Here is a 13,492-nt window from a genome sequence, read left to right as displayed (position 1 = left end):
ATAAAGCGAATGCTGTTCAGGTTCCGATCTGTCCGGGTCACCCCCGATTTTGCCGATTACAGGGTATTCCGTTTTCAGAGGCACCCGGGATACTGTCTCTTTGTGTCATAATACTTCAAAACATGAAATTATCAAACCGGCTAAAAACAATCACCATCTCCGCAGTAGTACTTGCTGTAGTAGTTGCGGTGGCCTCCTTCACCACTCCTGTGGCAGACAACCCTCCGGTAACCGGGGAAATACAGGTACCTGCAGAGGTGAAACAAATGCTGCAACGCGCCTGCTACGACTGCCATTCCAACACCTCCAACCTGAAATGGTTCGATAGATTACCTGTTGTAGCCGGGTTGGTAAAAGAAGATATACTCACCGCCCGCAAACATCTGAACTTTTCCGAGTGGGATAAATTATCAAAAACAGAACAGGAATCTGCACTCTGGGAAGCATATAATATGATCAACTCCGGTAACATGCCTTTGCCTTCCTATGCCGCGCTGCATAGCAACGCTAAAGTCACCCCGGCGGAACTCTCCGGCCTGCGCAACTATCTCAACACCAGGCGGGCAAAGGTTGTTCCAGATACCCTTAAAACCGCTGCAGCGGCGCAACAATGGGATAAACCGGCTGTATCCACACCCCAACTTCCAGTGTCGGCAAACGGCATCCGCTATATGCCGGAATTCCGCCAGTGGCAGGTAATGAGTACCACTTCCCGGTTCGACAATACCACCATGCGCGTGATGTTCGCCAACCCGGTCGCCATGCAGGCTATAAAGGAAAATAACATCCACCCGTGGCCTGATGGTGCCGTTATCGCTAAAGTAGTATGGGATAAAAACATAGATAATGAAGGTAATATACACCCGGGCAAATTCCTGAATATACAGTACATGGTCAGAAACAAGGCACTGTATAAAGAAACCGATGGCTGGGGCTATGCTAAGTTTGAAACACCTAACCTTAAGCCATATGGTACCCTGATGACCTTCAAGTCCTGCGCTTCCTGCCACCGCGCAGCCAACAAAACCGGTGGCATTTTCGATCTGTCTACCTTAAACTAATATAGCCATGCGCGTTATACTCTTCATGATCATTGCGGCCACCGCATTCACCGGATGCTCCACCACTAAAAAAGACCTCCCTGCCATCAGGCCTTATGTATTCAATGATAGCGGTCTGCATGTGATCACTACCATCATCAATGAAAAAGTGGGATCTGTCGCCATACTGTACGGTAACAATGCAGCTGTGGGCTATCATACCAATCACCTGTCCATACACCAACCGGCAGAACAATATACACTGGTTACCTACCGTGAACAGGATAACAAATACTGGTTTGGCAGCTATATCAATGGGGAACTGCTCAGCGTGGAAACAGTAGATATGCATCCACTGGTAAACGGACAACAGCCTGCGTATTCAATACAGACATATAACGGGAACGAAGCTACGAAAAACAACGCTGCGTCCAGAACTACCTTCATTACAACCCAGGATCCGGCATGGTATCCGGGTGATCTTCCATCATCCATCTAAAATCATCACATATGAAATCATTGATCGTATCCGCCTTCAGCATAGGAATGCTTTGTTTCAGCACATTGATAGGCTCCTGTAATACTTTATACGGAAACAATTCCACTCTGCTGGTAAATACCGACAGCACCAAAGGATTTGCAGTAGTAGAACTCTTTACCTCTGAAGGTTGCTCCAGCTGTCCGCCTGCAGATGAATTGCTGGCAAGACTTGAAAAAGAAAGTCAGGGCAAACCGCTCTATCTCCTTGCCTTCCATGTAGATTACTGGGATCACCAGGGATGGCGCGACAGCTTCAGTCAGCATATCTTTTCTGAAAGACAACAGCAATATGCCAGCTGGCTGCACCTCTCCAACATATACACCCCGCAGATGGTCATCAATGGCGGCAGCGAATTTGTAGGCTCTGATGTTGGCGGCGTAACACAAGCTATCAACAAAGCTTTTACACAGGAAACTCCCGATAACTTTTCCCTGCAAACGAAGATGGTGGCGCAACAAATGGAAGTTACCTGGCAATTATCTTCTCCACAAAAAAATACCAGGTTACTACTCGCACTTGTACAAAAGAATGGACAGAGCCATGTAAGAGCCGGTGAAAACGCTGGCAGAAAGCTTTCTCATGTGCAGATAGTGCAATCGCTGACAACGGTAGATATCAGGAAAACAACCACGGCATTGCTGCCTGTTCCGGCTGATTTTAATACGCAAAACTGGGAGCTGATCGGGTTTGTACAAAAAGAAAGCAACGGCCAGATCATCGCAGCTACCAGAGCAGATCTTCAACACTTCTCTACTAATAAATAATTACCTCCATGAAACCATCCAAAACATACGATCGCCGTCACTTCCTGGGCATGGGCACACTGGCATTAGGCGCACTGGGTTTACCCCTTCGTTCTCTTGGCGCTATGACTGCCACAGAAAAAAGCAAAAGCATCCCTGGTAGTATTCCGTTTAAACCGATAAAACAGATCAATGCCGGCGTACTCAACATAGGTTATGTGGAGATGGGGCCATCAGATGGTACGCCGGTAATACTTCTCCATGGCTGGCCTTACGACATACACAGCTATGAAGCTGTGGCGCCGCAACTGGCAGCGAAAGGATTTCGCGTCATCGTACCGCATCTGCGTGGCCACGGCACCACTACATTCCTTTCTCCGGACACCATGCGGAATGGCCAACAGGCGGTAGTAGCTCTCGATATCATCGCACTGATGGATGCCCTGCACTTTAAAAAAGCAATACTGGGCGGATACGACTGGGGCACTCGCACCGCCAACATCATGGCCGCTTTATGGCCGGAAAGAGTACAGGCGATGGTATGCGTAAATGGATACCTGATCAATAACCGCGAGAAAAATAAGCACCCATTACCTCCGCAGGCAGAATGGAGCTGGTGGTATCAATTCTATTTCGCTACCGAAAGAGGCAGGGAAGGACTGGAACAAAACCGGGAAGAACTCGCCAGGCTTATCTGGAAATTCAACTCTCCGGCATGGAAATTCGACGACAGCACTTTCAAGGAATATGCCGCCTCTTTCAGCAATGCGGACTATACAAATGTGGTGATCCACAACTACCGCTGGCGACTCGGTGTTGCTGATGGCGACCCTGCATATGATGCGCTGGAAGTCAGGCTCGCGGAAGGTCCTGTTATCAGCGTCCCCACCATTACGCTGGACGGAGATGCAGACGGCATCGCCAAAGCCACCGATGGCCAGGCATATAAAAAGAAATTCGTGGGTATACATCGCCATTACGTAATACCAGGAGCGGGGCATAATCTTCCTGGCGAAGCACCGGAACGTTTTACCCAGGCTATCATCGAAGCAGCGTCACTTTAGTAATTAATCCATTTTATAAATAAAAAAACATTTATTATGAATACCAATACCACCGCCACGAAAATACTATACACCGGCAAAACCCGTACTACAGGCGGCCGCGAGGGCAGTTCCAGCAGTACCGACAATCAGCTCAATATTAAACTGGGGGCACCTGGCAGCGGAAAAGGCACGAATCCGGAACAGCTGTTTGCTGCAGGATGGTCCGCCTGTTTCATAGGTGCCATGGGTCTTGCAGCGCATACACAGGGAATTAAATTACCAGAAAATACCGCTGTAAATGCTGAAGTAGATCTCTTGAATACAGATGGAGCTTATAGCTTACAGGCACGCCTATACGTTGAATTACCAGGAATAGAAGAAGAAATAGCCCGGCAGATCGTTACAACAGCACATGCTACCTGCCCGTATTCAAAGGCCATCCGGAATAATATCCCGGTTGAAATAGTAGTGTCATAAAACCAACCATGGTATGCGGTAAGTTGACGGATGGTCTTTGGGCTGCCCGTTTTTAGTGCATTTTTTGCGTAAAAACAAAGTAAGTACTACTGCTAAGTTCCTGAAAAGAAAAATGTATTTCCCTATATTATATCGCAATTCAGCATGATACGCTGGAGGGGAATAAAAAAGGCAAACAGGTTTTACCCTGCTTGCCCTTTCTAGTTGGTAATTTCAACCTTTTCAATAGTCCATCAGACAGGAATTAATGTCTTCTGCAAAAAATGTGGATATTCCTTTTTAATTCCCATAACAGAATGATACTGCGTTAAAAAATAATCTTATACCCTGGTCCGAATCAAACGCAAGTGAGTTATAAATTGCCTTCGCTAACCCAGGTACCGGGTGTACCGGAAGCAATACATCTCCAGCCTTTGGGCATTCCTACTACAGGTGTTTTTGCAATAATATGATCGCCGACTGTCCATGCACCTGTTAATGGCTTTTTATCATCGTATACTAAATAATTACCCCATTGATTAATGCCATTAACAAACTTACCCACATTTATCAATTCAATTGGAAAACTCACATTTGCAATATTATTGTTCGCATAAATGCAGAGAGGCACCTCCTGCACTCTAACACCGGGGCGGCTACTATTCCGGATCGTATTTTCAGTGATTCGTAGTACACCAACATTATAGAAGTAACAAAAAGATGCAGACTGGTTACTATCAAATATATTCTCCTTCAATGTTACATTGCAAGCCGGCGATGCCAATATCTGTGCCCCAAATGGAATATTTGACGTTTTCACCAGACATTGGGAAATATTAAAATCTCCTCCTGTAACACGGATATAGAAGGAAGCCCAAAACGCTTTATTACAATCGAAGTTACATGATGTTAATGTCATAGCATTAACAGATACAGCTGGTGAAACAGTTCCTATTGAGAAGATATGTCTTGCTATTGCAGCGTCCTTTTGTACCGTAGCCGAAAGATTAGCTACATATAACTGTTTTATAGTAAGCAACCCGGCACCTTGATCTACCCTGTATACTGAAGGTTCTTCTGCGCCATCCCCAGCTACCGTTGCTTTTAAATTTGTCATTGATACCATATCAATAGAATTACCAACCGAAGCAGAGAACATCCCAACCGCACAGTTATCCTTTACATTTTCGAACGAAAGATTATCCATTATATAATATCCTCCGGTAACTTCTGGCAGAAATTCCAGGCATCGCTTATAGCTAATGGTCTTAAAAAAGCTGTCACTTACTTTAATGTTTCTCGCTTGAAGTAATGCCGAATTCAAACAATTCACCTGGCTGTATTCAAAATAATCTCCATTGCCATGGGCATCCAATGCGTTGCTCTCGGAAGATTTATCATTGTCCACTGTTAAACCAAGATGTTTAATATCTCTGCAGGGATAAGTACCACCAGTAGCAATACCATGACGGCCCCCCTTATAAAAGCCCCCATTTATTATTACATGCTGGCTACTCAGGATTACAAGCCCATAATTAGTGTGTCCATCAGTATAAAAATCACCATTAGTATAACAGTCTACTACATCAACGCCAAAGCATTCACTGACTTCAATGGCTCGCTCATTACTACCTGTAACAGTACAATTTCTTAATAAGATATTTTTGCCAAGACTGACACTCAAACCGGAACAATTACCACCTGTATGATACAACGAGAGGTTATTTATTTCCACCCGGATATAATTGATGATAGATACGGTAGTTAATGAGGCAGTATAATTATCGTAAATAGCATTTGTTACCCGAATGCCTGCTCCCATATCGTTATCTACTTCACAGAGCTCTCCTTTTATGTATTCAGGACGCGCAGGGTTCCACAATGCTGATGATTGCAACCTTATAAGATCTCCTTTACTGCACGTACCGCTAAAGTTTATCACCGTGTCATTCTGCTTCAGGTCAGCAAGCAGTGGCGTCGGTGATGAAGCTTCACCCCTGCATACGATGGCATAGGTATTAGTAATGGCGCTGATATCAATTATTGCACCTTTAGCACAATTAAGAATAATATTATTGGTAACAATAATAGTAGACGTAATTTTATACCTCCCTTCGGGAATAAAGACATTATATTTAAAAGCCCGGGATAAAGCGCCGGTATCATCTGAAATGCCGTCCCCCCTGGCCCCAAACCATTTTGCATTTACGACTGAACCGTCAAAAATCCTTTTCCAACGTCCATTAGTATTGATCGAGGAAATTATTGTACCATCATTATCTGGAGATGACACATCCGTACTATCCCAATAGAATACACCACCGCCACCATCGCCGGCTACACTGTGTCCTAATACATTGTAAGCTTCATTTAATTGTGGGACAGCAATACTTCTCAATGCATTAATATTCACGATTGTCATTTGAAACTGTTTGAGGTTAACTGCAACATTGCATTTCTAAAATACCCCTTGGCTACGCAATGGAAGTACGTTGTCCTAAATATTMTAAACCATATATTTAATCAAGCTTTGTACTGCCTCAAAAGGCCGTTGATATTGGAGTAAATCGGAAAAACTCCCCCTGATGGGGAAGCAATAGCATCAAATTCGAATCTTTTTATAACGGATGGAGAAACTATTACAGGTATCACATTTTCATAGCAAAATCAACAGTTATACACAGATACATCATGAAATTTGGATCTGCATTACAGGTGTAACTTACCTTTAATACCTGATCGCCAGTCTTTCCACCATACTATTTGATTAAAAAAAGTCCCAGGGAATAGCTGAACAAATAATTTTGACCGTTTAACTTAATCACTGTAGGCATCGTCATATCCTCACACTTAAACTTATACTTAGCAACCTGATAATATACCAGGTAAACGGGAGAAGCTATCCTCCCATTTTGCCAACGGACCAATATATCGTCATCGAATGTTTCCGGCGTTACTGGTAATTTAGCAAAGTCATTTTTATACAGGTCATCTTGTCTTACGAGCAATGCGTTATCCTTTACTTCAAAAACATCACATCTTTCTCTGTGTACCACCTGGTACTCACATGGCTTCAACCCGTAAGGTTCTAACAACTTAATTTCATAGTCATCAAGCATTTTAAACTTTATGCTGTCTGCAAACTGTGAACCCAAATCCAATGATTTTTTATCAATACTATCTTTAAAAACAACCGTTTTAAAATAGTCATGTTTTTTATAGTCCGGATAATCGTATTTTTCTCTATTGAAGTACAAATTTCCCTGCTTATCAAGATAAAATGGCAATTTCCAGTCAAAAACCTTCTCAATGATCACTGTCCCGTGAATGTCGATAATTTTAAATGGAAGATGACTGTCGTCTGGCTTCAATAATATCCTGTCGTCCTTTAAGAAAAACAACTCCGAGAGCCGTTCCGTACCCAGCACTTTGATAAATTTCGTTGTATCTTTTACAAGATCAGCAAGAAAAGGAACTTCGGGATGTGTATCCTTTTTGGGAAATGGGTTACACGCTAACAACGTTCCCATTAAAAACACCAAACAAACAACTACCTGAAAGATTGAAACTGGGGTTCTTTTCATATTTTTCTTTTCATCTGGATAACATGACATTGTTTAACAATGCTTTTTCCTGGCATCTAAATACAATATAAACAAATAACAATCAAACAAAAAAAAGAACGATAACGATACAAAACGACTCACCAGCTTATACTACTTCTACACAGGATTTTTTTACTACCTGTATAGACACTTATATTCCTTTCATTAAAAAGCGCGTTATCGGGCAAGCTATCACTCTGCTTGAAGTAAAAGGACTTTTTGCAACATTGACAGCAGAACAGGAAGCCACCCTTGTAAAGTAAAATGCAAAAGAAGAAGTAGAAATATTTTATTTGACAAGCTTTAAAATGGTTTAACAAAAACCATCTTTCCAAACAAACTGTAAGGCTTGTCTTTTATATCAAATCCTCCCGAAAAAAAATCTATCACCTGGAGTGATGCTGTTGATGTTAAGTGTTGACGGATTTATACATTGCCTTCCAAATTTACATATCCACAAGTATATCCATCTATCATTCAACTGGAATAAAGCTATTTTGCCCCATTTTAATGAATAAACCCTTTATACCTGCTTCCTTTAAATAGTACATCTTTTTTTTCAGCCAGAGTCTGCTATGATAGGGCTACTATGGCCAGTTCTGAACGTCATCCCCGCATCAAGTCCACCTCTGCTGCACGGCTTCTATATTTCCTATGCCTGGGCCAGGCATAGCATCGCCAGCATCTACATAATGAAAAGGCAATACTGACTATAATGATGGGGGTGCTTAATGCACTATATCTTAAAAGTGTATGTAGAAACAGCGAAGATGATTTTCCCAATATTTCCAAAAACGCTAAATATTTATTGTTTATCAATAAATATTTATTATTTTTACACCAGCATCTAAAATTCATAAAATCCTTATGAAAAGAATTTCAATAATATTTCTTCAGGCAGTCATCGTACTCATCGGTATTGTGGCACTTATCATTTTGATTYGACTTCCCTTAACCGAAGGAAGAGCCAAAGACTTAGACTTGTTTAGCATTTACGCTGACCCGTTCATCTTATATGGATATGCAACATCCATTGCTTTTTTTGTTGCGCTATACAAGGCCTTCAAATTACTTGGATATATCGGACAGAATAAAGTATTCTCATCAAACGCTGTTAAGGCTTTAAAGAGCATAAAGTATTGTGCAATCGTGGTAAGTGTTTTAATTGTGATAGCAGGACTATTCATAAGGATATCCCATAATAAAGAGGACGACCCTGCGGGTTTTCTTGCCATTTGTATCGTGACTACCTTTGTTTCTGTAGTAATTGCAACTGCTGCGGCAATATTTGAAAAAATATTGCAAAATGCCATAGATATGAAATCTGAAAATGACCTAACAATTTAAGCTATGCCAATTATTGTAAACCTGGACGTGATGATGGCAAAGCGAAAAATTTCTCTAAATGAACTTTCTGAAAGAGTTGATTTGACATTATCTAACCTTTCCATCTTAAAGACAGGGAAGGCAAAAGCAATTCGTTTTAGCACATTAGACGCAATTTGTAAAGCATTAGACTGCCAACCGGGCGACATTCTGGAATATGTAAATGAAGAAAAATGAAGAACGAACCGCTAACAAACGGTTGGGCTGCAGTCAGCATTACAAGCGGAAATAAAAAGGACAGGATAGCACTTCGTGCTACCCTGTCCAGTCGTGGCAACTGGCCACATTTCGAGCTTTCTTATCACAGACTTAATCAGCGTTCAGTCATCTTGTTTCTCCGATAATTCCAGATTCCCAAAAGCAACGCTACCAATACAAAAACGCCGCCCACCCAGGGCATGGCATGTAGGGAGAATCTGTTCACAACGATTCCTCCTACCAGTGATCCAAAAGTCACTCCAATATTAAATGCAGACACGTTTACAGCAGATGCAATGCCACCACTTCCCGGCTTGTCCTTTTCCGATAGCTGCACTACCAGCAGCTGCAATGCAGGCACATTTCCGTATGCCAGAAATCCCAACATCAATACAAGAGCAATAACAAAAGGCTTACTATCCAATACAAATGATAAAAGGAATAACACAATAGCGTGGAAAAGGAACAGGTACACCAAAGTTCTCGATGGCTTACGATCAGATAAGCGCCCTCCCGCAAAATTTCCTATCGCTACCCCAACTCCAAATATCAATAAAACAAGATTAATGGCGTTCCCGGAGAAGCCCGTAATATTTTTTAATATAGGAGATAAGTAAGTGAACAAAACAAAAGTCCCTGTATAGGCAAAAATATTAGACAACAATACGATCAGGACGGAGGAACTTCTGAATACATCTGGAATGTCCCTTAACCTTAAGGCTGCTGTTGGTTTAGGCTGTTGTGGTAATACAATGCCAAGCGTTACCAACCCTACCATAGCCCAAATGATAATTGCCAAAAAAGTGTTGCTCCACCCATAATGAGTACCAATGTAAGTTCCTAAGGGCGCACCCACAACAGTAGAAATCATCAACCCCGAAAAAACCAATGATATGGCGGTTGCTTTCTTGTTGTCTGCAACCATATTGCTGGCCACCACCACTGCGTGTGCTAAAAACAAACCATTAGCAGCACCAGTGATTACCCTGCTCATGAGTAGCATTGAAATGTCTTTTGCAAAAAAAGCAATCATATTTCCCAAAACAAAGGAAAGGAGCGTTAGTATCAGCAGCTTTTTACGTTCTATGCTACCTGTAAGTGCCGTAAATAGCGGGCCTCCTATGGCAATACCCAATGCGTACATGGTAACCAATAAACCCGTTGAAGAAAGAGGGACGGATAAATCGGATGCGATGGAGGGTAATAACCCTACAACAACAAATTCTGCTGTTCCAAATCCGAATATGCAAAAAGTTAAAGCCCAAATAGCCGAAGGAATCTTTTTTGATGTTGCTTGCTCTATCATTAATCTGAATTTTATTTCTACAAAATTCAGTTTGGAAGAAGAAGCATTAAAGGAAGTAGATCACAAAACGAGCGTGATAAATATCACGCGCTTGGGGATGTTAGCCTGCTCAGGGTTTCTCTCGAAATACCTAAATAAGAGGCGATCAAATTTTTGGGAACCCGTTGTAAAAGGTCCGGATATTGCTGTATCAGGTACTCAAAGCGTTGCTTTGCATTGAAGCTTATGAGCGACAAGATGCGTTTTTGCAAAGCGATATACCCTGAAGTTGTTTTTTTACGAAAGAAATATTCCATTTTCCGCATTTCCAGGCAAAGCTTTTCCTTGTTTTCCAAAGAGATATAAAGTGTTTCGCTGTTTTCAAGACAGTCCACATTCAAAGTGGCCAGGGTTTGGCCATGAAAAGCTGAAGTATCTGAAATCCACCAATTTTCCGTTGCAAAAAGTACAATATGGGTTTTTCCTTTATCGTCAATATCCCAGGATTTCAACAAGCCGCTTATCACAAAATAATCATATCTGGCGTAGTCGCCATTCTGTATGACATACTGATTTTTCAGAAACTTCCTATACGCAAAGTGCGACAGAACATACTCAAACTCTTCGTTCGTCAGCTGTACTATTTCTTCAATATGTGCTCTTAGTTGTTGGCTCATTTAACGCTTAATTTGTTTTCAGTGCTTTCGTCAGACTTTCCCCCAACGATGATTTACGCATCATTATTTAGCTACCGGTAAGTCAGCGTGACGGACTTATCAGAAAAGGGTAAAATTATCTCACTCCTAAATTTAAACAAAAGATCACTTTAATCGGGATGACTGGACACATTTCGAACTTGTTCTAAAAGGATTTAATTGGAATTAATGTTTTGGCAACAACTCAGCTATCACTCATCTCCCTGTTTCCCTGCGGAATTCCCCTGGCGGCATGCCGGTGATATTAGAAAACAGGCGTGAGAAGGATGCCAAATCCTCATACCCTACCCGGTAGCAGATTTCGGAAATACTGAGTTTAGTTTCTCCCAATAATTTCTTCGCTATTTCCATTCGTTTTTCCTGGATCCATTTACCCGGACTTGTATCCAATTCTTCCCGGAACTTGCGTGATAACGTCCGGGAAGACATCCCCATTTGCCGGGATAGAAAATCCAGGCTCAGGATTTCCATATTATCTTTTAGCAGTTTGGTGAGTTGTTTTTCAAAGCTGCCAATCATCTCGGTAGCCGGAATCTCATAAGGGCTTTGATATTCGCGCGCAGGCGGGAGTACCATTATTTTCCGTACACGTTTTAGCTCCTTTGCAAAACCGAGGTCTGTTAGCAGGCTACTAATCAATTCCAACCCAGCAAAGCCTCCGCCGGAAGTATAAATATTTTCCTGTTTCACTACAATTCGGGAAGGCTCCCAGCGTACTGCAGGAAACCGCTGTTGTACCTCTCTTTTCAACCACCAGGAGATAGTAGCCCGCTTCCCATCCAGCACACCATTGGCCGCCAGGAGATAAGAGGCTCCGCAGGTGGCCGCAATAATGGCGCCGTGCCGTTGTGCGGCCTTAATAAATGGAGCCGCCAGTTTTGCTTCCAGTGCCAATAAACGGTGTTCTGGGGTAGCCTGTGCTCCAGCCCCTGCTAATAAAATCAACACATCGGCTTTTTTGGAAGGTTTTGTTCCCGCATTAAAAGAAATAGCAGAACGTGAAACAGCGTGTGCATGTTTAGACACAAACTCAAAAGTAAAAACTTCCGATTCATTCACTGTATTCATCGCCTGCAGTATTTCTACTACACTGGAGGCAATCGCTGCATAAAAACCGGCAGGTAAATAGATAACGAAATGCATGTGTCTATTTTTGCATAGTAATTGTCAGATAAGACATATCGAAGATAAGAAATGCCCGGTAATATTGCTATTCAAACAAACAAAGCAATGAAAGCAATAACATTTAGCCGCATCGGCGCACCGGAAGAAGTACTCCAATTATCTGAAGTGCCAGTACCGGTTATAAAAGATAACGAAGTATTGATCAGGACAACCGCAGCCTCTATTAACCCGGGTGATTTTCTATTTATTCAGAACCTGTACCCGGAACCCAAAAAACCAGTATTCCCTCAACAGGTAGCCGGCAATCACGGCGCTGGTATTATTGAAAAAGTAGGGAAAGGAGTATCACTGCAACCGGGCGGCCACGCAGCATTCAGCTATTACAACTCCTGGGCGGAATATGTAGCGGTTCCAGCGGAATGGCTGATCCCTTTACCTGCCGATTATCCTCCTGAACTAAGCTGCCAGTTCGTAAATCTGATTACTGCATGGGACCTGTTGAAGCAGTCGGACGTTAAGCCAGGCCAGTGGCTGGTGTTGACTGCTGGTAATTCTACCATATCAACATTGGTGTCTCAACTGGCGAAACAACAAGGAGTACCCGTTATTTCCATTGTACGTCATGTTAAACAAGTACATCTACTGGAATCACTGGGTGCCACAGTAGTAATAGACCTTTCGGCAGAGCAGGGAAATATCACACAACGCATCATGGATATTACCGGCAATAAAGGCGTAAATGGCATTATTGATAATGTGGGAGGTCCGGTTACCGGGGAGTTGATCCGGTGCACTGCCTTTGGCGGCAAACTAATTATCAATGGCGGTATGAGTGCGGAAAAATACACACTTCATAATTTCGACATTCTATTAAAGGGTCTCCAGGTTCAACCGCATGTATACCGCTACTTTTTCACGCCACCACTTCCGGAAGATATGGCTATGCTGAAGGAAATTGCAGAAATGACTGCCGGGTTTACTTCAAATGTTTCCGCGGGGCATGCACTGGAAGACTTTAAAACAGCCATCAAAGAGAGTATTCACTTTTCGGAAAAAGGGAAGCATATTTTCATCATGTAGTCAAATAAAAAAAGCCATACAGCATAAACTGTATGGCTTTTTCCAGTCGGGGCGGCAGGGATATGCTAATGATTATGAATCATTGCAAAGAGAGAATGCGCGAATAAATCCTGGGGGTATTACCCCTCCATTTGGCGTGACGATAAACCGAAACTATTTACGGAGTTGTAGGTAGCAGGGTTTTAAAATTGAAGCTTTTTTTTCGTTTTGTTGTTCAAATCTACATGAGCTCCTTTAACATCAGATAAAGAGAAAATGTGTAACTTCACAA

At 42.4% G+C, this 13,492-nt stretch carries 13 protein-coding genes; 8 read left to right on the top strand and 5 right to left on the bottom strand.

Going from position 1 to position 13,492, the window contains the following annotated elements:
* The first annotated feature begins 122 nt into the window (after positions 1 to 122).
* Genes AB4Z08_RS08800 through AB4Z08_RS08780 form a run of 5 tightly spaced genes read left to right on the top strand, consistent with a single transcriptional unit; the run spans position 123 to position 3,847 of the window.
* A complete protein-coding gene (locus AB4Z08_RS08800; RefSeq protein WP_441573353.1) occupies positions 123 to 1,061 on the top strand; it encodes a heme-binding domain-containing protein in 939 nt (312 codons plus the stop codon).
* A gap of 7 nt (positions 1,062 to 1,068) precedes the next feature.
* Positions 1,069 to 1,539 carry a hypothetical protein gene (locus AB4Z08_RS08795; protein WP_441573352.1) on the top strand — a complete coding sequence of 157 codons (471 nt, stop codon included), beginning with the start codon at positions 1,069 to 1,071 and terminating at the stop codon, positions 1,537 to 1,539.
* Between the two features lie 11 nt (positions 1,540 to 1,550).
* A complete protein-coding gene (locus AB4Z08_RS08790; RefSeq protein WP_441573351.1) occupies positions 1,551 to 2,345 on the top strand; it encodes a DUF1223 domain-containing protein in 795 nt (264 codons plus the stop codon).
* A gap of 8 nt (positions 2,346 to 2,353) precedes the next feature.
* Positions 2,354 to 3,388, top strand: coding sequence for an alpha/beta fold hydrolase (locus AB4Z08_RS08785; RefSeq protein WP_441573350.1), 1,035 nt, complete (start codon positions 2,354 to 2,356; stop codon positions 3,386 to 3,388).
* A 36-nt stretch (positions 3,389 to 3,424) separates the two neighbouring features.
* On the top strand, positions 3,425 to 3,847 hold the full coding sequence (locus AB4Z08_RS08780; protein ID WP_441573349.1) for an organic hydroperoxide resistance protein: 423 nt from the start codon (positions 3,425 to 3,427) through the stop codon (positions 3,845 to 3,847).
* A gap of 352 nt (positions 3,848 to 4,199) precedes the next feature.
* Here AB4Z08_RS08780 and AB4Z08_RS08775 read toward each other — a convergent pair whose 3' ends face one another.
* On the bottom strand, positions 4,200 to 6,248 hold the full coding sequence (locus tag AB4Z08_RS08775) for a phage tailspike polysaccharide lyase family protein (RefSeq protein WP_441573348.1): 2,049 nt from the start codon (positions 6,246 to 6,248) through the stop codon (positions 4,200 to 4,202).
* Between the two features lie 337 nt (positions 6,249 to 6,585).
* Entirely contained in the window at positions 6,586 to 7,410 is an 825-nt protein-coding gene (locus AB4Z08_RS08770) for a hypothetical protein (RefSeq protein ID WP_441573347.1), read from the bottom strand.
* Between the two features lie 888 nt (positions 7,411 to 8,298).
* Here AB4Z08_RS08770 and AB4Z08_RS08765 point away from each other — a divergent pair.
* Complete coding sequence (locus AB4Z08_RS08765; protein WP_441573346.1) at positions 8,299 to 8,778, top strand: DUF2975 domain-containing protein; 480 nt, start codon at positions 8,299 to 8,301, stop codon at positions 8,776 to 8,778.
* 3 nt (positions 8,779 to 8,781) lie between these two features.
* The gene (locus AB4Z08_RS08760; RefSeq protein ID WP_441573345.1) at positions 8,782 to 8,994 is read left to right on the top strand and encodes a helix-turn-helix domain-containing protein; all 213 of its coding nucleotides are present in this window, start codon (positions 8,782 to 8,784) and stop codon (positions 8,992 to 8,994) included.
* 136 nt (positions 8,995 to 9,130) lie between these two features.
* Here AB4Z08_RS08760 and AB4Z08_RS08755 read toward each other — a convergent pair whose 3' ends face one another.
* The 3 genes from AB4Z08_RS08755 to AB4Z08_RS08745 form a co-directional block, all read right to left on the bottom strand.
* Positions 9,131 to 10,321 (bottom strand): MFS transporter, encoded by a 1,191-nt coding sequence (locus AB4Z08_RS08755; protein WP_441573344.1) that lies wholly within the window; start codon positions 10,319 to 10,321, stop codon positions 9,131 to 9,133.
* Positions 10,322 to 10,404: 83 nt separating this feature from the next.
* Positions 10,405 to 10,977, bottom strand: coding sequence for a Crp/Fnr family transcriptional regulator (locus tag AB4Z08_RS08750; protein WP_441573343.1), 573 nt, complete (start codon positions 10,975 to 10,977; stop codon positions 10,405 to 10,407).
* A 234-nt stretch (positions 10,978 to 11,211) separates the two neighbouring features.
* The gene (locus tag AB4Z08_RS08745; protein ID WP_441573342.1) at positions 11,212 to 12,159 is read right to left on the bottom strand and encodes a GlxA family transcriptional regulator; all 948 of its coding nucleotides are present in this window, start codon (positions 12,157 to 12,159) and stop codon (positions 11,212 to 11,214) included.
* A gap of 87 nt (positions 12,160 to 12,246) precedes the next feature.
* Between AB4Z08_RS08745 and AB4Z08_RS08740 the strand changes: the two genes are divergently transcribed.
* A complete protein-coding gene (locus tag AB4Z08_RS08740) occupies positions 12,247 to 13,221 on the top strand; it encodes a quinone oxidoreductase family protein (protein ID WP_441573341.1) in 975 nt (324 codons plus the stop codon).
* Positions 13,222 to 13,492 lie beyond the last annotated feature (271 nt).

Source organism: Chitinophaga sp. RAB17, from assembly GCF_052114225.1.
GTDB lineage: Bacteria > Bacteroidota > Bacteroidia > Chitinophagales > Chitinophagaceae > Chitinophaga.
The sequence above is the reverse complement of the archived record's forward strand: the minus strand, read 5'-3'. Positions and strand labels throughout refer to the sequence as shown.

Bases quoted from the DNA above. Each gene is read 5' to 3' on its own strand.
- AB4Z08_RS08750 (WP_441573343.1), bottom strand. From the start codon at position 10,977: ATGAGCCAACAACTAAGAGCACATATTGAAGAAATAGTACAGCTGACG.
- AB4Z08_RS08775 (WP_441573348.1), bottom strand. From the start codon at position 6,248: ATGACAATCGTGAATATTAATGCATTGAGAAGTATTGCTGTCCCACAA.
- AB4Z08_RS08760 (WP_441573345.1), top strand. From the start codon at position 8,782: ATGCCAATTATTGTAAACCTGGACGTGATGATGGCAAAGCGAAAAATT.
- AB4Z08_RS08780 (WP_441573349.1), top strand. From the start codon at position 3,425: ATGAATACCAATACCACCGCCACGAAAATACTATACACCGGCAAAACC.
- AB4Z08_RS08800 (WP_441573353.1), top strand. From the start codon at position 123: ATGAAATTATCAAACCGGCTAAAAACAATCACCATCTCCGCAGTAGTA.
- AB4Z08_RS08785 (WP_441573350.1), top strand. From the start codon at position 2,354: ATGAAACCATCCAAAACATACGATCGCCGTCACTTCCTGGGCATGGGC.
- AB4Z08_RS08745 (WP_441573342.1), bottom strand. From the start codon at position 12,159: ATGCATTTCGTTATCTATTTACCTGCCGGTTTTTATGCAGCGATTGCC.
- AB4Z08_RS08795 (WP_441573352.1), top strand. From the start codon at position 1,069: ATGCGCGTTATACTCTTCATGATCATTGCGGCCACCGCATTCACCGGA.
- AB4Z08_RS08790 (WP_441573351.1), top strand. From the start codon at position 1,551: ATGAAATCATTGATCGTATCCGCCTTCAGCATAGGAATGCTTTGTTTC.
- AB4Z08_RS08770 (WP_441573347.1), bottom strand. From the start codon at position 7,410: ATGAAAAGAACCCCAGTTTCAATCTTTCAGGTAGTTGTTTGTTTGGTG.
- AB4Z08_RS08755 (WP_441573344.1), bottom strand. From the start codon at position 10,321: ATGATAGAGCAAGCAACATCAAAAAAGATTCCTTCGGCTATTTGGGCT.
- AB4Z08_RS08740 (WP_441573341.1), top strand. From the start codon at position 12,247: ATGAAAGCAATAACATTTAGCCGCATCGGCGCACCGGAAGAAGTACTC.